Genomic DNA, 234 nt, shown 5'->3' with positions numbered 1-234 from the left:
ATAGAATATAGGCCTGAAACCGGTCACTGTCGGCGTGGTCGAACTGGCTGATTGCGCGGGCATCGGACCATGCGCGGAAAAACAGCTCCTGAAACCGTGCGGTGAAGATGTCGCAAAACGCGACGAAGCTCTCGTCCCCGGCAGAGAACCACGACTCAACCTCTTCGGTCCAGTTGAGCGGTAGCGCGCCGAATGCGCCGAACAACCCCATGAACTGCGCTCGCAGGCGTGGGG

Annotated in this window: 1 protein-coding gene; it reads right to left on the bottom strand. The window is 60.3% G+C overall.

Features of this window, described 5'->3' with window-relative positions:
- Positions 1 to 211, bottom strand: a 211-nt coding sequence (locus O4G76_RS21700) for a type VI secretion system baseplate subunit TssG (protein WP_269399140.1), incomplete at its 3' end; no start/stop codon positions are given.
- Positions 212 to 234: the final 23 nt, after the last annotated feature.

Source organism: Limimaricola sp. G21655-S1, from assembly GCF_027213785.1.
GTDB lineage: Bacteria > Pseudomonadota > Alphaproteobacteria > Rhodobacterales > Rhodobacteraceae > Limimaricola.
Note: the sequence above shows the minus strand (reverse complement) of the source record. Positions and strands in the feature narration are given on the sequence as shown.